At 48.0% G+C, this 20,579-nt stretch carries 14 protein-coding genes; 10 read left to right on the top strand and 4 right to left on the bottom strand.

Translation table 11 applies throughout. The features are described from left to right. Nucleotides 1–759, bottom strand: a complete 759-nt coding sequence (locus C5O19_RS13850; protein WP_104713139.1) for a DeoR/GlpR family DNA-binding transcription regulator — start codon at nucleotides 757–759, stop codon at nucleotides 1–3. A gap of 332 nt (nucleotides 760–1,091) precedes the next feature. Between C5O19_RS13850 and C5O19_RS13845 the strand changes: the two genes are divergently transcribed. The 8 genes from C5O19_RS13845 to C5O19_RS13810 all read left to right on the top strand — a co-directional run bounded on the left by C5O19_RS13845 (nucleotide 1,092) and on the right by C5O19_RS13810 (nucleotide 13,864). Beyond that, entirely contained in the window at nucleotides 1,092–4,190 is a 3,099-nt protein-coding gene (locus tag C5O19_RS13845; RefSeq protein ID WP_104713137.1) for a SusC/RagA family TonB-linked outer membrane protein, read from the top strand. 12 nt (nucleotides 4,191–4,202) lie between these two features. After that, nucleotides 4,203–5,723: a SusD/RagB family nutrient-binding outer membrane lipoprotein gene (locus tag C5O19_RS13840; RefSeq protein ID WP_104713135.1), complete on the top strand. Its 1,521-nt coding sequence runs from the start codon at nucleotides 4,203–4,205 to the stop codon at nucleotides 5,721–5,723. Between the two features lie 75 nt (nucleotides 5,724–5,798). After that, on the top strand, nucleotides 5,799–8,054 hold the full coding sequence (locus C5O19_RS13835; protein ID WP_104713133.1) for a glycoside hydrolase family 20 protein: 2,256 nt from the start codon (nucleotides 5,799–5,801) through the stop codon (nucleotides 8,052–8,054). Between the two features lie 98 nt (nucleotides 8,055–8,152). Next, the gene (locus tag C5O19_RS13830; protein WP_104713131.1) at nucleotides 8,153–9,805 is read left to right on the top strand and encodes an alpha-L-fucosidase; all 1,653 of its coding nucleotides are present in this window, start codon (nucleotides 8,153–8,155) and stop codon (nucleotides 9,803–9,805) included. A gap of 65 nt (nucleotides 9,806–9,870) precedes the next feature. Beyond that, complete coding sequence (locus C5O19_RS13825; protein WP_104713129.1) at nucleotides 9,871–11,172, top strand: gluconate:H+ symporter; 1,302 nt, start codon at nucleotides 9,871–9,873, stop codon at nucleotides 11,170–11,172. A 163-nt stretch (nucleotides 11,173–11,335) separates the two neighbouring features. Continuing rightward, entirely contained in the window at nucleotides 11,336–11,827 is a 492-nt protein-coding gene (locus C5O19_RS13820) for a RidA family protein (RefSeq protein ID WP_094811292.1), read from the top strand. Between the two features lie 122 nt (nucleotides 11,828–11,949). Then, nucleotides 11,950–13,020 (top strand): dipeptidase, encoded by a 1,071-nt coding sequence (locus C5O19_RS13815; RefSeq protein WP_104713127.1) that lies wholly within the window; start codon nucleotides 11,950–11,952, stop codon nucleotides 13,018–13,020. Between the two features lie 253 nt (nucleotides 13,021–13,273). Continuing rightward, entirely contained in the window at nucleotides 13,274–13,864 is a 591-nt protein-coding gene (locus tag C5O19_RS13810; RefSeq protein ID WP_104713124.1) for a hypothetical protein, read from the top strand. Between the two features lie 36 nt (nucleotides 13,865–13,900). Here the strand turns inward: C5O19_RS13810 and C5O19_RS13805 are convergent, their stop codons facing one another. Both C5O19_RS13805 and C5O19_RS13800 read right to left on the bottom strand, forming a co-directional pair. After that, on the bottom strand, nucleotides 13,901–14,311 hold the full coding sequence (locus C5O19_RS13805) for a lipocalin family protein (protein ID WP_104713122.1): 411 nt from the start codon (nucleotides 14,309–14,311) through the stop codon (nucleotides 13,901–13,903). Nucleotides 14,312–14,349: 38 nt separating this feature from the next. Further along, nucleotides 14,350–14,721: a DMT family protein gene (locus C5O19_RS13800; protein WP_094811285.1), complete on the bottom strand. Its 372-nt coding sequence runs from the start codon at nucleotides 14,719–14,721 to the stop codon at nucleotides 14,350–14,352. A gap of 792 nt (nucleotides 14,722–15,513) precedes the next feature. Between C5O19_RS13800 and C5O19_RS13795 the strand changes: the two genes are divergently transcribed. Next, a complete protein-coding gene (locus tag C5O19_RS13795; RefSeq protein WP_104713119.1) occupies nucleotides 15,514–17,895 on the top strand; it encodes a TonB-dependent receptor in 2,382 nt (793 codons plus the stop codon). A gap of 107 nt (nucleotides 17,896–18,002) precedes the next feature. Further along, complete coding sequence (locus C5O19_RS13790) at nucleotides 18,003–18,890, top strand: DUF4249 domain-containing protein (RefSeq protein ID WP_104713117.1); 888 nt, start codon at nucleotides 18,003–18,005, stop codon at nucleotides 18,888–18,890. 57 nt (nucleotides 18,891–18,947) lie between these two features. Here C5O19_RS13790 and C5O19_RS13785 read toward each other — a convergent pair whose 3' ends face one another. Next, nucleotides 18,948–20,459 (bottom strand): choice-of-anchor I family protein, encoded by a 1,512-nt coding sequence (locus tag C5O19_RS13785; RefSeq protein ID WP_104713115.1) that lies wholly within the window; start codon nucleotides 20,457–20,459, stop codon nucleotides 18,948–18,950. Nucleotides 20,460–20,579 lie beyond the last annotated feature (120 nt).

Genomic DNA, 20,579 nt, shown 5'->3' with positions numbered 1-20,579 from the left:
TTACAGCACCTGCGTCTTTCCGCCCTGATAGGGGGCTAACATACTGGAGGTGGCAGACAATTCCGTAACGAGGTAATCAATTTCGCGGAGGTCTGCCACTTTCATAGACATAACGCTGTTCATCTTCTCCGATATTGCAAGAATTGCAACTTTATCCGAAGCCCGGATCATGGCCTTTTTTGCCTGTACCGTTTCCCAGTTGGAATCGGTTAATCCTTCCTTCGCGTCCAGGGCATTGGTTCCCATAATGCACAGATCCACGCGTACTTCCGAAAGTCGTTGATAGACATCGCCACCTACGGCCATCTGGCTATACCGCGAGATCGGCCCGCCGATCATAATGATCTCCAGATTGGGCTTGTCGAGTAGTTCTACTGCTGTTAATGGATTGACTGTTAGGAAAGTAGCTTTGAGTTCATCCGGGATAAGTTTGATGAATTCCCGAATGGTTGTACCACCACCCATCAGTACCAGCATGCCGTCTTTCAGTAGGGTTACTGCTTTTTCTGCAATAATTCGCTTACTCTCATGAGCGTAGCTTTCCACAGGCTGCGATGAATAGTGGTAAGCCTTCGACATGGCTCCACCCCGAATCTTAATCAGTTTACCCTCTTCGGCCAGGTCATTGATGTCTCGACGTATGGTATCCTCCGACACATTAAGCGTACTGGCTAATTCCGTAAGGGTAATACGCGTATGAAGGTTTACCTGGTTGATTATTAAATCCTTACGGCTTTCTTTTAAGAGGACTACTGACATTAGACAAAGGGCTTGCTGTTGAATAAACAAAGGTATAAAAAAAGGGGCCGCCTCACTACTGCTCTACTATTCTGCCCTGGATCTATCTTTATTTTTTTACAAAATAAATTCAAAATAAAAAACTGATTAACGCATGTTTTGCAATCTATAATTTTGATATACAGTTTTTATTGACTGTATACGTTGCTATATGGAGCAAATTTTAAAATAATATTTGCAATTATCGATATAAGACCTCTATATTTCGCAAAAATTGCAAACAATAGTGCACTTTTTGCGAAAATACCCCTGAACAAAATCCCATTAAACGCTTTCACACTTTTACTACCATTATGAAAATCTCCTTCTTACGCTTTCAGGCAAGGTTTGGCAGACTGTTTGCCTTGCTGTGGCTCATGAGTCTGTCAGCGATGGCCCAGAACATTACTGGCAAAGTGACCAATGTCACGGATGGTTCACCGCTACCAGGGGTGACCGTGGTTGAAAAGGGGTCGACGAAAGGGACTGTAACGGACGCTCAGGGGCAGTACACCCTCAATGCTGCTGCGGAAGCAACCCTGATTTTCTCGTACCTGGGCTACGTTTCTCAGGAAATCCCGGTAGGCGGACGCACGACGGTGGACGTGGCCATGAAAGAAGATACCAAAAGCCTGAATGAAGTAGTCGTGACGGCCCTGGGTATTCAGCGGGATAAAAAAGCTCTGGCTTATTCGGTAACGGAAGTAAAAGGCTCTGAGTTTACGCAGGCTCGTGAAAACAACGTAGCCAATGCCCTGTCTGGTAAGATCGCTGGGGTGAATGCTACGGGTCTTTCAACAGGACCCGGCGGATCAAGCCGGATCATTATTCGCGGGAATGGTTCATTAACCGGAGCCAACCAGCCCCTGTATGTAATTAATGGGATGCCGATTGATAACACGACTCCGGGTGGAAGTGCAACAGCCAACGGTGGACAGGGTAACGTGGACCGTGGCGATGGGATTGGCGGAATTAACCCGGATGATATTGAAAGCATGAGTGTTTTGAAAGGGGGTACTGCAGCTGCTTTATACGGCTCACGGGCTGCCAACGGGGTTATTTTGATTACCACCAAGAAAGGGCGTGCTCAAAAAGGCATTGGTGTTGACTTCAATTCTACCTTCACCGCAGAAAGCATCGCCGTTGTGCCTGACTGGCAGTATGAATACGGACAGGGAGACGGAGCCGTAAAGCCAACTACGCAGGCTCAGGGCATTGCCTGGGGTCGTCGTTCCTGGGGTGCTAAAATTGACGGGTCTGATTTCGTAGCCGCTGATGGCTTAACGCATCCTTACGTTGCTCAGCGGAACAACCTGAAAAACTTCTATCAGACGGGTAAAACGTTTACGAATACCTTAGCCGTCAACGGAGGAAATGAGAATGTTAACTATCGATTCTCCGTATCTGATCTGGACGCCAAAGGAATACTACCGACGCAGACGTATAATCGTAAAACGGGTAACCTGAGCTTGAATGGTAAGTTTGGACCTAAAATTGCGGTAGAGGCTTTAGCTCAATACACGATCGAAGCGAATAACAACAAAACGGGAGCCGGAGATGCGTTGGGAAATCCCAACTGGACTCCTTATATGATTGGTAATACCTCAGACATTCGCTGGCTGGCTCCAGGGTATGATGCAAACAATAATGAAATTGCCTGGAATGATGCTTCCATTGCTTCCAATAGCTATTTCGTTATCAATAAATACAAGCAGAACGATACGAAGAACCGTTTTATCGGTCAGTTTGGTTTGACTTACAACATCCTGGATAATTTGTTTGTGAAGGGAACCGTTAGCCGCGACTTCTTCAATTACCAGTATAAATACATCCTGCCGACTGGCACTTTATACGTTCCTAACGGTGAGTATAACGAACTTAAGACAGACGTGAGCGAAACCAACGCCATGGTAACGGCAAACTATAATACCAAGATTGCTTCTACGATTGGTCTGTCGGCTCTCGTTGGAGCAAACCGTCGTGATTATAACTACAACCAAATCAATATTGCGGGTAGTAACTATGTACTTCCTTACTTCTACAGCTCTACGAACTTAAGAACGATCACTACGACTCCGCTGAATCAGAGAGTACGTACAAACTCGGTATTTGGATCATTAGATTTAGATTACAAAGGCATTGCGTTCTTAACCATGACGGGTCGTCAGGATTGGTTCTCTACCTTGAGTCCTAAAAACAACTCCATTTTTTACCCATCCATTGGTGGTAGCTTCGTTCTGTCGCAGGCCATAGCATTACCCCGGGCCATTGACTTTGCCAAAGTTCGTGCTTCCTGGGCTCAGGTAGGAGGAGCAACGCCTGATCCTTATGCCATTAATCTGACGTATTCAATGGTCCCTAGTTCGGGACAACCCTTGCAGAACGTAACCAGTACGGCTATTACCAATGCAGGACTGAAACCTTTGACTTCTACCACGTATGAAGTGGGGGTTGACTTGCAATTCCTGAACCGCCGGGTAGGGTTAGACCTAACGTATTATAACCGTTCTACGACCGACGACATCGTTCAGACGAGCATTAGCGAAACATCTGGCTATAATTCGGTGTACATGAACGTAGGTAAGATGAGTAATAAAGGGGTTGAAGCCTTAGTAACGTATAGCCCTATTCGTCGAAAGAATTTCGGTTGGGACATCAGCTATAACGTAGCCTATAACGACAGTAAAGTAATTAAACTAGCCGATGGCATTACGTCTTTACAGATGGCTACCTCGGTAGGAAACTGGGCTTATATCAACTCGATTGAAGGCCGTTCGTACGGAACAATCGTGGGTACGACTCGTCAGCGGGATGCGAATGGCAACATCATCTACGATCCAACGACGGGTTATGCTTTAAAATCAAATCTGCATGAATTAGGCAAGGGCGTACCTCCGTTAACGATGGGATTAACCAACGAATTCCATTACAAAAACTTCTCATTCAACTTCCTGGTGGATGGTAAGTTTGGTAACAAAATCTTCTCAGTATTAGAGGTATACGCCAACCGAATGGGTAAACTGAAAAGAACCCTTGACGGTCGGGAGAATGGCTTAACAGTAACGGGTGTGACGGCAAGTGGAGATAGCTTTACGAAGACGATCGCGAAGGAAAACCTGCGTACGTATTATGACAACGACAAAAATTACACGGAACTCTTCCTGCACGATGCCAGCTTTGTGAAGCTCCGTCAGGCCATGGTGAGTTACAACATTCCGGTAAAAAACTTCAAACTTCTGAAACTACAGTCAGCGAGCATCTCATTTGTTTCACGGAATATTCTGACGCTGTATAAAAACACGGACAATTTTGACCCTGAGCAAAGCTTTACGAACAGTTCAAACCAAGGTTTTGAATCGATTGGCTTGCCCAGAACCAGAAGTTATGGTTTGAATCTTCTCTTGAAATTCTAATTACCGACTACGATGAAAAAAAGATTCTATAAAATATATGCCTGTCTCCTAGCTCTGACGGTTTTGCAAAGCTGCGATAAAGGTTTTGAAGAGTTAAATACGAACCCGGACGCTTCCAGTACGATCAACGGAGATTATGTATTTACGAAAGCTCAGTACGATGCCGTAGGAAACATGATCACGGGTTTACAGGGCACCATGCAATACACAACCAGCTATAATGACGTGGCAGGTTGGGGCTCTAAATACATTTTTAATCAGGGAACAGCTCCTTATGCGGTGTTTAGTAGTGCCTATACGAAAGAGCTCAATGAAATGGGCGAAATTGTACGAGCCTTCGAAAAAGATCCAGCTCTGGTTAATAAACTGGCGATTGCTAAAATCTGGCAGGTGTACTGTTTCTCAAAGGTTACCGACTTATACGGTGATATTCCGTATAAAGAGGCGGCTTTGGGATACGTATCGAGTAATTATAAGCCCGTTTACGATTCACAACAAAGCATCTATACCGATCTGCTGGCTCAATTGGAAACAGCCGTAGGCATGTTTGATGCGACGAAGACGACGTTTGGTGCCGCCGATATGATTTATGGTGGAGACCTGACGAAGTGGAAAAAGTTTGCGTACTCGCTGATGTTACGCATGGGCATGCGAATGACGAAAGCCAATAGTACGCTGGCTGAAACCTGGGTGAAAAAGGCGATTGCCGGTGGCGTTATTCGTGAAGATGCGGATCTGGCTAAAATCTCTTATCTGGCTTCTGGACAGATCATTAATCAAAATCCGCTGGCTTACTGGATGTTGAACAGTGATTATATCCTGGCCAACGGCAATAGTAACCCTGAAGGAGGCAAGTACGATAAGGTTTTTATTGATTACCTGAAAGCAACGAATGATCCGCGTCTCCCTGTCATTTCGGTAGTATACGTGAATGGAAAAGCCAGCAATGATCCTTCTATTCAGAAAGGGATGGCTCACAACATTGCCAACACAAAACCTAGCGATTTTGTGACCTACTCAGAGCCTAACCAGAATACGCTTCTGAAGTTAAGTGCTCCCATGTTGGTGTTAACCAATGCAGAAGTAAATTTCTATCTGGCAGAGGCGGCACTTCGGGGTTGGTATACCACTGAAACGGCAGCAAACCTGTATGCGTCAGGCACCCGGGCCGCGTTACGTCAGTGGTCATTGTACGGTAGCGATGGCGTTATTTCTGATGCAAACATTGAGGCTTATGTAACGGCACAAGCTCTGAAAACAGGCACTGTTGCGGCTCAGATGGAACAAATTCATACGCAGTTCTGGGTATCTGTATTTCCTAACTCTCAGGAAGTATTCCTCAACTGGAGACGTACGGGTTACCCCGCTCTGGTGCCGAATAACTACGCAGGTAATAACACCGGAGGTCAAATCTTCAGACGAATGTTATACCCGGCAACGGAAGAAAACCTGAACGCTGATAACTATTACAAAGCAGTGGCAACTCAGGGAGCCAACGAGTTTATGACTCGAATCTGGTTAGATAAGCAGTAATAATGTTGAAGGAGTGAATGATAGAATGAGTGAGTTATATTCCCTTCTTTAACCACTCATTTGAATAGTTCAGGAATGAAATACCTAGTAACCATAGTACTTTTCTTCATCGGTTTTGGAAAGGGGTTCGCTCAAAGCGGACTCATTCCTCAGCCAGTAGCCTATCACCGGAACTCGGGCGAATTTACGCTTACGGCCTTAGCGAAACTTTCGTCCGATTCCGGTGTGCCGGCTGACTTACTGAAACTTACCCAGGAGCAAATTCGTGCATTGACCGGATTTACTTTGCCAGTGACCTCGGCAAAGGCCTCTATTTCTCTAAAAATTGATTCGCTGAAGGTAGCTCAGCCGGAAGGCTATCAGCTGCGAATTCAACCCAAAAGCATTGAATTAATCGGTCACGATCCGGCTGGACTGTTCTACGGTGTCCAGAGTTTCGTGCAACTGCTTCATCAATCCAAGAACTTACGGTTACCTGCTAGTCAAATTATAGACTATCCCCGGTTTTCGTACCGAGGTATGCACCTGGATGTCAGTCGCCACTGGTTCCAGGTGCCTTTTATTAAGAAATACATCGACCTGCTCGCCCAGTATAAATTCAATACCTTTCACTGGCACCTGACCGATGATCAGGGCTGGCGAATCGAGATTAAACGCTATCCAGAACTACAAAATGTAGCTGCCTACCGCAAGGAGACACTCATTGGCCACAAACGCGAACTGCCCCATCGGTTCGACGGCAAGAAATACGGCGGATACTATACCCAGGAGGAAGTACGGGAGGTGGTGCGGTACGCGGCTCAGCGGCACATTACGGTGATTCCGGAAATAGAAATGCCGGGCCACGCTCTGGCGGCTCTTTCCGCATTCCCGGCTTTGGGCTGTACGGGCGGACCCTATCAGGCGGCCACATTCTGGGGGATTTTTGACGATGTGTACTGTGCCGGAAATGACAGCACGTTTACGTTCCTGCAAAACGTACTCGATGAAGTCGTCGAGTTGTTTCCGTCAAAATACATTCACATCGGCGGTGACGAATGCCCGAAAACCCGCTGGAAAAGCTGTCCGAAATGTCAGGCCCGCATGCAGCACCAAGGCTTGAAAGATGAACACGAATTACAGAGTTACTTCATTCAGCGAATGGAGAAATATCTGCTGACAAAAAATCGGGAGATCATCGGCTGGGACGAAATCCTGGAAGGGGGCCTTTCGCCCGGAGCTACTGTCATGAGCTGGCGGGGCACCGAAGGCGGCATCGAAGCCATGCGGCAGAAACACAAGGCCATCATGACACCCGAGCCCTTTGTGTACTTCGACTTTTACCAGTCTCTGTACGCCAGCGAACCCACGGCGGCGGCCTGGTACACACCCCTGAGCAAAGTTTATAGCTACGAACCCGTACCCGATTCGCTCACGGCGGAAGAGGCTTCGTATCTGTTGGGAATTCAGGGCAATGTCTGGAGCGAATACCTGGCGACGGAAGCTCACGCCGAGTACATGATTTTTCCCCGGGCGTTGGCCATTGCCGAAACGGCCTGGTCGCCGAAGAAAGGTCGTACCTATCCCGATTTCCTGCGACGCCTGCGACTGAACGAACCGATGCTGAAACGCTTGAAAGTGTCGTATGCCGATGGGTTTGACGAACTGACCGATTCAGTAAGCGTAGCGTCGGATGGGAAACTAGCGGTTCGCCTGACAACGACCTTACCACAGGCAACCATTCGGTATACCCTTGATGGAAGTACGCCCAAAACGAGCAGTACTGCTTATCATGGTCCGGTTTCCCTTGGTAAAAGTACAGTGCTGAAAGCCGCCGTGTTTGCCGGAAACCAACAGCAGGGACGGGTGTTTGAAAAAGCCTTTACGGTTTCAAAAGCGACGGGTAAGCCCGTAATGATTCAAGGGTCACCCGCCGGGAATTTCAAGCCGGTCAATCCCCGGATTGCCGTCAACGGCGTGCAGGGAACGGCCCGCTACAACACGGGGGAATGGATCGGAATGTTGGGTGAAAATGCTGAATGGACGCTGGATTTACAGCAAACGCAAACGATTTCAAAAGTCCAGACCAACGTATTACGCTACCACTGGCAACGCTTCTGGGAGCCGACCTTACTACAGGTATGGGTGTCGGAAGACGGAAAAACGTACCAGCAAGTCTACCAGCAAACCGAATTCCCAATCAATGGCATCAATCCCGTGAACGGTCAGTTTACCCCGAAAAAGGCCCGATTCATAAAGTTAAAAGCCCTCAACAAAGGCATCGTCCCCCCAGGCGAATACGGAGCGGGTAACAAAGCCTGGTTGCTGCTGGATGAATTGATTGTGGACTGAGAGGTTCAATATAATTAGCCCCGTATTCCATACGGATATCTTATACCAATACACGGGTTCTATTGAAAACAGACCACCGCAAACTGAAAACTAAATACATGCGTCGATTATCCTGCTTCCTCTGCCTACTTTTTTGTACCCTGGCTTCCTGGGCTCAGGAAACTGAGAATTTTGGAGCCAACCATAATAAACCCGAACGCGAAGAGTGGCTGAAAGATGTGGGCTTTGGTATGTTTATTCACTGGAACGTGGATACACAGCTGGGCGTCGTCATCAGCCACTCGCTCGTGGGGGCTTCGCCGGATTACGTGGATCGGTACATCAAAGAGCTTCCTCAAACCTTCGATCCCAAACAATGGGATGCTGAAAAAATCGTGATGCTGGCTAAAAACGCGGGCATGAAGTACATCATGTTCACGACTAAACACCACGCGGGTTTTTGCATGTGGGATACCAAAACGACGGATTTCAACGTCATGAACACACCCTACAAAAAGGACATCGTACGTCAATTCGTGGAAGCCTGTCGGAAATGGAAAATCGCCGTTGGCTTTTATTATTCTCCCGAAGATTTTTCGTTCGCTTACCGCAACGGCATGAAGGACATCACCCGCGACAACCATTGGGAAAAGGCGAAACCCTTTCAGGCTCAATACAAAAAATTTGTCGTTGAGCAGACCAAGGAACTCATGACCAAGTACGGTCCGGTTGATCTGTTTTTCATTGACAGCGACGTACTGAAGGAAGAAGTAAAAGAAACCATCTGGAAGTACCAGCCCAATTGCCTGGTTACCCGTGGAGCCCTGCCTACGCCGGAACAATACCTGCCCGGCGAAACGCTGGGTACGGCCTGGGAAAGCTGCATGACGATGGGTACGGCCTGGAACTACAAGCCCACCAATGAACACTACAAATCGGGTACGGAACTGCTGAATATTCTCATCGAATCGCGGGCGAAGGGTGGCTCGTACCTGCTTAATGTGGGGCCTACGCAGTGGGGGAACCTCAATGAAGGACAAGAAGGGCGATTGATGGAAATCGGAGCCTGGCATTTTATCAACCAGGAAGCCGTGCACAACGTACGCCCCTGGATTGTTCGGAACGAAAATGACATTTGGTTCACCAAAAAGAAAGACGAAAACACGGTATACGCGTACCTGACCGGTATGCCGGAATGGCCTCGGGCCGAGCGTCGGGAGTTTTTGATTCGTTCGGTGAAAGCAACGGCAACGACGGAAGTAACTGTTCTCGGACAAACTGGTAACGTCGTGGAATACAAACCCACTGTAGATGGTCGTACGCGTTTCGAGCAGACCCCCGAAGGATTGAAAATTTCGGTGGTACGGGCCCAGCGAATCTATAACAATCACCAGTGGCCTAACCCCATTGTCGTGAAGCTCAAAAACGTAGAACCTGCTCTGACACCGATGCAGTTCCGAACCGTGAGTGCGGAGAAGCTCAGCAACGGCAACCTGAAATTAACGGCCGATGTTGTGAAAATGGGTTCCGGAAAAGAGTACCGGATCGGATTCGAGTACCGTTCCGTACAAAGCTCCCTCAACGAAGAATTCAACGAAAAGTGGAAAGCTACCGATGCCTATCCCGTGACCGCTACGGGCAAGGTAACGCTGGAAATGCTGAAACAGAACATTCAGTCCTACGACGAAATTGAGTACCGGGCCGTACTATATCAGGACAATATGCGAATCGAAGGCAACACCCAAAAAATCAGCAAACTAACGCTGGAATAAAGGGCAAGTCAAACCCGCATTTATCCAACTCAAAACCCTAAACTCAAAACCGCCAGTTGTAACCCATGTTGATTGTTGCCGCCTGTATTGTCATTCTGGTATTATTGATTGTCTGGGCTAAAGTCAATCCCTTTCTAGCCTTTCTGGTCGTTTCCCTGCTGGCCGGTGGACTTTTAGGAATGCCGCTTGGAAAAATGGCCCAATCCGTTCAGAAAGGAGTAGGGGATACGCTGGGTTCACTCATCATCATCATTGCGTTAGGGGCGATGTTGGGCAAGCTCGTCGCTGAAAGTGGAGCCGCCCAGAAAATCGCTTCCGTGATGATGCAGTTGTTTGGGGCTAAATACATTCAGTGGGGACTAGTCTGCACGGGTTTCATTATCGGCATTCCGCTGTTTTACGGCGTAGGGTTTGTCCTGATGGTACCGCTTATTTTTTCCGTTGTGTACCAATACCGATTACCGGCAGTGGCCATTGGCTTACCCATGCTGGCTTCGCTTTCGGTGGCTCACGGCTTTCTGCCGCCGCATCCATCGCCTGCCGCTCTGGTGGCTCAGTTTCACGGGGACATGGGGCTGACGCTGGTATACGGACTGATTATCGCCGTACCTACAATCATTCTGGCCGGACCGGTATACGCTCTGACGCTCAAACGGATCAATTCAGAACCCCTGGTTACCTTTCAGACCACTCCCATTCCTGAGGCCGAGTTACCCAGCGGACTGAGTAGTTTCCTTACCTCGCTGTTGCCCGTATTGCTGTTGACCTTAACGACGGTATCCCATTTTTTCCCGGGCAATGCCTTCGAGGAAGTACTGACCTTTGTGGGTGATCCGGCCATTGTTATGCTCATTTCTGTCGCTGTCGCTACCGTAACCTTAGGATTGAGTCGCGGCAAGACTATGAAGGAAGTAATGAGTACGTACGAAACGGCGGTGAAAGACATTGCCATGATTGTACTGATCATCGGTGGAGCCGGAGCGTTGAAACAGATTCTGACGGATAGTGGCGTGAGTAACGAAATTGCCGGACAATTGCAGCGGCTACAAATGCCTCCCTTATTTTTGGGCTGGCTCATTGCGGCCATCATCCGGGTCTGCATTGGTTCGGCCACGGTGGCAGGACTAACGGCCGCCGGCATTATTGCTCCACTGATGGCTCAGCAAACGACCAATCCGAATTTGATGGTGCTCTCCATTGGTGCGGGCAGTCTCATGTTTTCGCACGTAAACGATCCGGGATTTTGGATGTTTAAGGAATATTTCAACCTTTCGGTGAAAGATACCATCCGTTCCTGGTCAATGATGGAAACACTCGTAGCCTTCGTCGGCCTGATGGGGGTACTGATTTTGAATCAAATAATTTAATGCGTTTAGAGTTTTGTGTTTAGAGTTAATGTTCAGTTGCTCTGCCGAAAAAACTCCAAGTATTTACTATCTACTAATATTCAAGACTAATAAATCTGTAGGCAGTCGAGTGTAAACGCTAAACATAAACTAACTACCAACCAATAACCACCAACAAAATTCCATGAACACAGCCGCAACAACCATCGAACAACTTAGTCCTGAAGCTGCTTTTGCTAAACTGGGCCTTACTTTACCTCCGGCTCCGCTGCCGTTGGGCGTATACAAACCGTACCTCATTGATGGCAAGTACCTGTACGTGTCCGGGCACGGTCCGGTACAGGACGATAAGAGCCTTATTATCGGTCGCATTGGCCGGGAAATCGACACCGAAAACGGAAAACTCGCCGCCCGTCAGGTAGGCTTGACGATCCTTTCTACCATCAAAACCCACCTGGGTAGTTTGGATCGCGTGAAGCGGGTGATCAAAGTGCTGGGTATGGTGAACTGCGTTTCTGAATTTGAACGTCATCCCTACATCATCAACGGCTGTAGTGAATTATTTGCTCAGGTTTGGGGCGAAGAAAACGGCATCGGCGTCCGCTCTGCCGTAGGGTTCGGCTCCCTCCCCGACAACATTCCGGTAGAAATTGAGGCTTTGTTTGAACTGGTTTAAAAAAAGTTTAGAGTTTTGAGTAATGTGCTCAATTCCAAACTTAGTGCTCAACTACTATAATAGATTGGGTTAGGTTTTGACAAAAAACTCAAAACCCTAAACCCCAAACTCAAAACGCATACATGTTAATCATAGACGCTCACCTTGATCTGAGCATGAATGCGATGGAGTGGAACCGGGATTTACGGTTGCCCGTCGCTGAAATCAATGCCAGAGAACAGGGGCTGACCGATAAACCGGATCGGGGCAAGGCGACCGTATCTTTGCCCGAACTTCGTAAAGGAAATGTAGCCGTAGTTGTGGCGACGCAGATTGCCCGGTACGTGGCTCCCAATAATCCCTTACCGGGCTGGCATTCGCCGCAACAGGCCTGGGCTCAAACGCAGGGTCAGGTTTCCTGGTACAAAGCCATGGAGGATGAAGGCGAAATGACGGCCATCACCGATCTGGCAAGCCTGGAAAAACACCTGTCCCTCTGGAACGACGGTACGCCCAATGAGTCCAAACCCGTGGGTTACATTCTAAGTCTGGAAGGAGCTGATTCGCTCGTAACGCTTGATCACGTGGAGCGGGCCTACAACTACGGGCTCCGGGCCATCGGACCCGCTCATTACGGACCGGGCCGATACGCTCAGGGAACCGATGCAACGGGTTTCATGGGGAAGGTCGGGCAGGATTTGCTCAAGGAAATGGAACGCCTGAACATCATTCTCGACGCGACGCATTTGTGCGACGATAGTTTCTGGGAAGCGATGGATCATTACAACGGTCCGGTCTGGGCGAGTCATAACCTGTGTCGGGCCCTGGTGAATCACAACCGGCAATTCAGCGATGAACAAATTCGCGAGTTGATTAACCGCGATGCCGTGATTGGCGGAGCCCTGGACGCCTGGATGATGGTACCCAACTGGGTACGCGGGCAGTCGACTCCCGAAGAAATGAACTGTAATCTGGAAGTACTGGTCGATCACCTTGATCACATCTGTCAGCTAGCCGGAAATGCCGACCACATCGGCATCGGTACGGATCTCGACGGAGCCTTTGGTCGCGAGCAGTCCCCGTATGATCTTGAAACGATTGCTGATTTACAAACCGTTCCGAATCTGCTCCGTAAGCGGGGTTATACGGAAACGGATGTTGAAAAAATCATGCACGGAAACTGGCTGCGTTTTCTGAGACGAGCCTGGAAATAACAATCATGAACAATGATTAATGAAGTATACAAAGCTCTAATCTTCTGGGTTGGAGCTTTTTTGTTTGATTCATTTTGAGTAAAATAATAGGTTACTAATCAATTCTTAAGTCAGAAGTAGAGGCCTGCATCTAATGGCTTTTAAGGGATGGAATAAACAGCGTTTTTACAATTTTTAACAGGGTAAGCTTTAGACTAAAAGTAGCACATTCAAAAGTTATGAATAGTTTGCAATTCAATCAACCAATCTATTTATGAAAAGAGTTTTTCTTACCTGTGCTGCTTTGTTCGTAAGTCTTTCCGCTGCTTTTTCTCAGGATGTACCTACGCGTGAAATTGGATTACGAACGAATGGATTTAATGATTTAGGGTTTGTCTATAAAAAACAAAAATCTGAAAATGTGTACAAGCGATACCGTCTGGCTTTTGGGAATCTGGGGTTGGGGATCGTTAATGGAAGTAGCCTGGTCAATTTAAGCGTAGGAGGAGCAATAGGCAAGGAGAAACGAAAGTCTATTAACGACCGATTTCAGGTGGTATATGGAACGGAATTTATTCCCCGGTTAACCGTAAGTCATTCACCCGGCGGAAATGTTTCTGTAGATGACGGAACGTTCGGAAAGATAACCATAACGGGTTCCGGAAATCTCTTATTGAATACGTCACTCGGCATTGGCTTTATGATAGGTGCCCAGTACAACATTAGTCCTAAATGGTATGTAAGTGCTGAAGTTGTTCCTACGGTGTCCCTGAATGGTACTTTTGGATCAGGCGTTACGATTTACGGCCTTAATGCGGCGTTCACTTCTTCCAACGTTGGCTTGACGGGCATGTATCGCTTCTAATCCATAAAAAACGGGCTCTTTGCAGGAGCCCGTTTTTTATCTTCCCAATCGTTTAAACATATACTCACCCGTTCCGTCAGGCGTTAAAATCAACCGATTTTCGTCCAGTTGTACCTGCTGGAAAAGTCGTCCCTGGGTAGAAGACATACACAGAGCCCGAATGCGGACGGAGGTATCTTCCAGTGAGTACTTGCCATTGCCGCAACCTAGAAAAGCGTAATGAATCGGAAGAGTATTTCCGTACGTTTCTTCAAAATCGCCATTTTTCTTGAATGTAACCAGTACCTGTTTGTCACTCGGTATTGTCAAGGGTGTACACGTACTGTCGGTGGCTGGTTTGCAATAGGAAACGAGCTGCCAATGCCCCACTAGCGAAGTCGAGGGAAGATCCTTTTTGCTACAACTTAAGCTACTCAGGAGTACTAGGCCTAAGCTTATCTTATGCATAAGTTAATAAGAGGTAGAGGTGATCATGCCTTCGTAAATTACCATTTTTTAAAGATGAAAAATACCGCAATGATCATGAAAACAAAACCTACGGCATGATTCCAGGCGAGCTTATCCGTCTTGAAAATGTAAACCGTAATCAGCGTAAAGACGGTTAAGGAAACAACTTCCTGAATAATCTTTAACTGAAAAAGGGTAAAAGGCCCGCCGGTTTCCTCGGAACCAATCCGGTTGGCGGGTACTTGAAAAACGTATTCGAAAAAGGCGAGGCCCCAACTCAGGGCAATGACGCCAAACAACGAGAGTTTGGCTAGCATAGGCCATTGTTTAATTTGAAGATGCCCATACCAGGCCAGCGTCATGAACGCATTGGAAACAAGTAACAGCAGAATGCACAGCAATCCTTTCATAATCGATCTAAAGCTTAAGAAAGGCGAAAAGATACAAATAAAACGTTCTGCAAGACTTCCTGCTCAGTGAGAAATAAACGCTCAGCTAACTAAAAAAACGGGCAATAAAAGCAGAAGGCCCGTATCGTGTTCGTGTAGGGGCTTACTTACGCGTCTGCTTCATATAGGGTATAGACTATAAAAAAGCGATACTTATTTTCATAAGCAGTAGGTATAGAGGCGTGAGAGAATTTGGATAGGCTTGAGGATAGCTATTTTTGGGTAGAGAAGTGCCTTCGACTATTTTTTTAAGCTACTGTTTTTTTAAGCTACTGTTTATCAAATCTTTAAAAAGTAGGCGACGGTTGTAGCGACGACCGAACGAATTTTTTTAGAAGTAGTAAAGAGAAAAGCTTCCCTTTTTACGTAAGTACATCAAACGACTAGTCATACACAAAGAGGAGTTGGATTATAAAAAGTAGTTTTTAGATCCTACAGATAATTCTACAAATACGTTGAGGAAAAGCTTTTGTACTTGCTAAACGTATGTTAAGTTGTGTATGCTTAGTAGATCCAACCTACCCGCACCACTCAGACGTATGCATTCAGTACTGAAAACCCAAGACTTGGTCTTGAAGAATCGAGTACCGATTGAACGTATCGCTGCCTCCAAGGGCCTTAGATAGCGATCATTCCACACCATTGATTGTATGATTAATGAGTCGTTCGCCACGACTTAGGCTGCCGCGTATGCTCAGCCCTACCTATACCTGTCAGCGTCGATGCCAGCGGTGTCGAAAAGCCAGAAAATCAATGCGGATAAAAGAGCTTTACCTAGGCCTTTGGATTGGAGTTACCTTAGGGTTTTCAAAGGCAAACCTCGCTTTTGCCCAACAGAGGTCCTATACGCTCAGTGGTTTCGTAACGGATGGAGCCAGTGCTCGCCCTCTGTCAGGAGTTCAGGTGTCGGTTCGTAACCAGCATACGCGTACTCGTTCGGATGGATACTATCAACTGGAGGTACCCGCGGATACGGCTCTACCGATTGCGTATAGTTTATCGGGTTATCAGAATCGGGAAATCATACTGCGATTGATGGCTGATCGTCAGCAGCCTATAACGCTGAACGTTCAGACCAAAGAACTGAAGGAAGTCGTGGTGAAATCAGCTTCCGTACGAGCCTCTGAGTCGGTACAGATGTCGGGAATTTCGGTACCGATCGAACAGGTCAAGGAAATACCTACGCTTCTGGGAGAAAAGGACGTCATCAAGGCCTTGCAATTGCTACCGGGCGTACAGAAAGGCTCGGAAGGTTCAACTGGGTTGTACGTACGCGGCGGTGGGCCAGATCAAAACCTGGTACTACTCGATGACATTCCCGTTTACCACACTTCGCATTTATTCGGCTTTTTCTCGCTCTTTAACGGGGATGCGATTGAGTCCGTGGACTTGACCAAGGGCGGTTTTCCGGCTCGGTTTGGGGGAAGGCTGTCTTCCGTCATCGAACTCAAAACCCGGGATGGCGATCGGGAAAAGCTACACGGCGAAGGTGGAATCGGACTCATCTCTAGCCGAATGACGCTGGAAGGACCGATTGCCAAAGGAAAGTCTTCGTTTTTGATTTCAGCCCGTCGGACCTACGCTGATTTGTTACTAAATCTGATTCAAACGGGAGCTTCGGATCAGAATGGGTATTTCTACGATCTGTATCTAAAAACTACTTTCGACATCAGTCCTAGCAATACGATTTCTCTGACGGCTTATACGGGAGAAGATCGCTTCATCTACAATACCAAGGGTACCATTACCAGAGAAAACGGAAAGGCCAACTGGCGAAATGCAGCGGCGGCTCTGCGATGGAATCACCGCTTCAGTAATCGCTTGCAAGCCACGACGGCTCTACTCTATACTCACTATAATTCCACCGTTAATTTGGTGCGTAATGTGGTTCGGGATACGGAACGGGCTTCGTATCGCCTGCAAAACAAATCGTACATTGAGGATTTCAGCCTGAAAACGGACTTCAACTGGGCATTGGGTGAAAAACATACGATCCGGACGGGGCTGATCCTGACCGCCCACCATTTCCGACCCAGTACGTATACCAGCGTAGATGAGGCCGTGCAGGGTCCTGAATCCGTACTCATGAATCGGGATACTTGGGAAGCTGCGGCTTACGTGGAGGATACTTACGTGCCGTTTCCTCAGCTAAAAATCAACGCGGGCATTCGGTACAGTGGTTTTCGGACGGGAACAAAAGACTACCTCCAACCGGAACCCAGGCTGGCGATTGCCTATTCGTTGCCCCGGAATTGGGCGGTAAAGGCCTCGGCCGCTTCCATGAGTCAGTACGTGCACTTGCTGGCCAACTCCGGCTTTGGCTTACCAACGGATTTATGGATTCCATCCACGCAACGCACCAAACCGCAGCTCTCCAAACAGGCGGCATTCGGGGTAGCGAAGGACTTTCGCTCAGGGGTCACGTTTACGGCGGAAGGCTTTTACAAAACCATGGATCGGATGGTGTCTTACAAGGAAGGAGCTACTTCGCTCGCGTACACGATTTCGGGTGGCGGTAGCTGGGAAGACCAGATTACTCAGGGAAGGGGCTGGAGTTACGGAGCAGAGTTTCTGCTACAGAAGAAAACCGGACGGTTTACGGGCTGGGCGGGATACACCCTTTCGTGGACGAAACAACAATTCGACAAGCTCAATTTTGGTCGCTGGTTTTATGCCCGGTATGACCGTCGCCACGACCTTTCGCTGGTCGGCATTTATCACCTGAACGCCAATATTACTCTTTCCAGTACCTGGGTGTACGGGACCAGCCCAGCCCTGACCATGCCGCAGGGGCAATACTGGATTTCGAGTAATTCCGGACTGGATTTGTTGGGGAGCGACAAAGCGTATTACACCGGACGGGTATTTGAAGAATACGGCCGGCGGAATGGGTTTCGGGCGGCTCCGTATCAGCACCTGGACGTGGCGGTACAGTTTCACAAGAAGAAACGTCGCTTTGAGCGTACCTGGGAAATCAGCGTCTACAACCTCTACAATCAGCAAAACCCCTTTATCTATTACTTCGATACGGTAGATGTTTCCACCGATCCGAAGGTTAAAAAGTACGAGAATCGTCTCAAGCAGGTGACCCTGTTTCCCATTATGCCGAGTGTATCGTACGGTTTTAAGTTTTAGTGGAGAGTCATTAAACGCTGCTGTGATTAGTCGATGAATTCCAATTTTTTCTTTCGTACGAATCAATAAACAGTGAAATCTTTTTTCCCATCAAACGGTATCAACCCATGAAGACTAAACGATTACTGCTCGCCCTGCTGGGCATGTCGAGTTGTACGCAGGAGCTGCATGACCTCTCCATCGAAAGTGATCGAAAGCTAGTGATTGAATGTTATTTGAACCCAGCCAGCCCGGACATTCGGGTGCTGGTCAAACAAACCAAGCCCATTCAGGGTGCCGGAAGTGGCGATCGTTCGCCGGGCCCATCGGTTAAGAATGCGAATGTGTTACTGTCGGACGGAAAGCAGCAGATACGAATTCCTTTTGACGCTGAAATTGATCAGTATCGGTTTGAGGCAGTTAAGTATAAGTTGGTGGCCGGGCGTAGCTACACGCTTCGGGTATCGGCGAAGGGTTTTCCGGAAACTTCGGCTACGTGTACGATTCCAAAGCCGATGAGTACGCTGCAATCCAGGGACGGGAAATTGACCTACATTCCCGGTGATAACAAGTTATTCAAGGTCTATAAAAAGCGGACACTTTCCTGGAATATCACGCAGACGAATGCCACCCATTATTATCTGGTGGGCAGCGGTGAAGGAAAGCTTACGCCTGTAAAATTAAATGGTCGGGACTCGGCCGTGGTGCAACTGGAAAAAACGCAGGTAGTAGCGTTTCTCGCGAATACGGGCAAATCCATTTCAACGCCACAACTCGATTTTTTGCTGGGACAGGCCAAGAAGGCAAACGACCCGCAGATCATCAGTCCGGCACCGATGTATACTTTCGTGTATCACGTTGATCCGAACTATTACCAGTTTATGGAATCTGTGAAGTTACAACGAGAGGTAGGGGACAACCCCTTCGCCGAGCCCGTTCCGATTTATACGAACATCAAGAACGGGCTCGGCATTTTCGGGGCGGCGGTAGTGCACGTAAAAAAACTCGAAAAGTAACGCCGCTCACCCCGATTGGTAACCGTCATGGAATGATCGGAGTGAGCGAAATGCTATCTACAAACGGTCCGGCTGATAAACTTTTACCGTACCATCACCTTCACTGCTCACAATCAGCATACTACGACCATTTGGACTTTTGTCGGGAGCTACGAACAGGATTCCTTCGGGAGCGTCACCCGTACGTAACAATTGCAGAAATTGAGGAGCCTTGGGATTACTCACGTCGTAGATGGCCACGGCATCGGCCCGTTCCAGAGCGATGAAAGCAATCGGTTTGCCATTCACCATACCCACGGTAATGCCTTCGGGTTCCACACCTTTATCATCCGAACGGCTATCGTCGTAGGCACCCGCTTTGACTACTTCTTCCTCCATACTCTTCCCAGAATTGTAAATCAGTTGACCCGTAGCGGCCTCCCGAATACTAAAGCCACGGCCACCAAAGGTGTACAATTCATCGTAATCACCGTCCTGATCCGTATCACCGAGGGTCTTGGTAACGTACAGACGACCCAGTTGCTCTTTCTTTTGTAAAGTTGCTGCATTCGGAAATTTGCTAGGATCCAGCTTCAGCGTACTGATGCGGGCCTGCTCCACGAAGGCATCGTATTCACGGGCATCGCCTTCGTTGGCCGTGATCAGATAACCGGCGTTATTCACGTTGAAATAGGAAATGGCGTCGGGCAGGTACAGCGACTTAATCGGCCAGGTGGCAAAGACAATTTTACCATCTTCGTTGGAAGGATCAATGGCATTTTCGGGTAAGCTTACATCCACCGTGCCCAGCGGATGCAGTTTTATAATCGCACCACCCAACAGATCTACTTCCGCAATACCATTGTTTTCCTGGAGTGTCACCCAAGCTTTTTTAGAATCCTGCGAAATGGCTACGTACTCCGGTTCAATATCCTGAGCAAAGCTGGCATTTGGCCCAAAAATCCGGAAACCACCGGTTTGCAGCTGAGCCTGTAGCGGAGCAAATGAATCGAAGGTAAGCGTACGAATGCTGTAATTGTTGGTTACATCAATGATGGAAATTGAGCCTGCCGGATCGTTCGTATAGGTGGCATTGGGTTCGCCTTCATTGGCCGTCACGATGTACTTGCCGTCGGGACTGAAAGTCACCATGTCGGGCAATGCACCCACGGTAATCTGCTTCAGCTGCGTCAGAGTTTTAGTATCCATCACGATGACGCTACCGTTGGCCTGCTTGTTGGTGGCTTCCAGAGCAATCGCCAGTTTGCCGTCCGAGACCGACACGCTATTGGCTACACCACCCAGGGCCGAGATGTCGATGGACTGAATCTTGATAACTTTGGGTAAGGCCGAAAGGTCCAGTACGTCCACCAGAGCTTTGGCTTCGTTGTTAACGGTAAAGAGTCGTTTGCTTGCCGGATCGTAAGCGGAGATTTCAGCCGCCGCTTCACCACCAATTTTAGTGGAAGACACCTCGCGGAAAGCCGCTGGATTTTCAGTAGGATCAGGTTGGGGATTGTGATCTTTTACGCAGGCCTGGAAAGCCACTGCCAATACCCATAGGGCAATCCATTTCTTGTTCCGTAACATGCTTGTGTAAAGTGTAGTGAGAGGAACAAAAATAGAAGCCGGGTCCGGGCGGTATAGGGCTGAAACAGAAGCGTAATGATTATTTAATACAAGGTCAGCAGGCCGTAAAATTACGGTAAT

Origin of the sequence: Siphonobacter curvatus, from assembly GCF_002943425.1 — a bacterium.
Taxonomy (GTDB): domain Bacteria; phylum Bacteroidota; class Bacteroidia; order Cytophagales; family Spirosomataceae; genus Siphonobacter; species Siphonobacter curvatus.
The sequence above is the reverse complement of the archived record's forward strand: the minus strand, read 5'-3'. Positions and strand labels throughout refer to the sequence as shown.